Annotated in this window: 2 protein-coding genes; both read right to left on the bottom strand. The window is 26.5% G+C overall.

All coding sequences use genetic code 11. The features are described 5' to 3' along the window. Positions 1–253: hypothetical protein (locus tag LS64_RS12165; protein WP_138127395.1), on the bottom strand; the 253-nt coding region annotated here is incomplete at its 3' end. Next, positions 246–558 (bottom strand): hypothetical protein (locus LS64_RS12700; protein WP_034568901.1); only part of this gene is annotated, 313 nt, incomplete at its 5' end. The genes LS64_RS12165 and LS64_RS12700, both read right to left, overlap by 8 nt.

The following is a 558-nucleotide window of genomic DNA, read 5'->3' as shown; positions in this document are numbered from 1 at the left end:
TAAGTGAAATCATATTAAAAAGGTTAAATTCCTTTTTCATAGTATCCACTCTCTTACGTCCGCTTTTGCTAGAATCTAGCAAATATACATAAGGTATAAAATAGCTTATTGCTATATTGCAATCATTAATCTTAAAATGATTTAAGTTTAAAGAATATCGAAACATATTAAAACGATTTTCCTTAAAAGCCTTAATGTAGCAATCTTTGGATATAGAATCTAAAACTATAAAATCTTTGTGAATTTCAATCATTGCTAGAATCCTTGCTACCCTTAAGAATGTTTTTTAAATCCTTTTTAGCATTTATATTAAACGCTTCCTTTTTAATTTCATTAAAAAAGCTATCGATAGCATTGCTTAAATCATTGCTAGTATTTATGCCATTTTCTAAACGCATACTATCAAAAAAAGCATAAATCGTATTTAGTAGCATATCTTGTCTAGATTCTAAATATTCCAACTTGCTATCGTTACCCTTGCAATCCTTAATCATTCTTTGAAAATTATGCAACACAATATCACATAAGCAATTTTCTAAACATTCAATTTCATTTTTA

Source organism: Helicobacter saguini (assembly GCF_000762875.2).
Taxonomy (GTDB): Bacteria; Campylobacterota; Campylobacteria; order Campylobacterales; family Helicobacteraceae; genus Helicobacter_A; species Helicobacter_A saguini.
The sequence above is the reverse complement of the archived record's forward strand: the minus strand, read 5'-3'. Positions and strand labels throughout refer to the sequence as shown.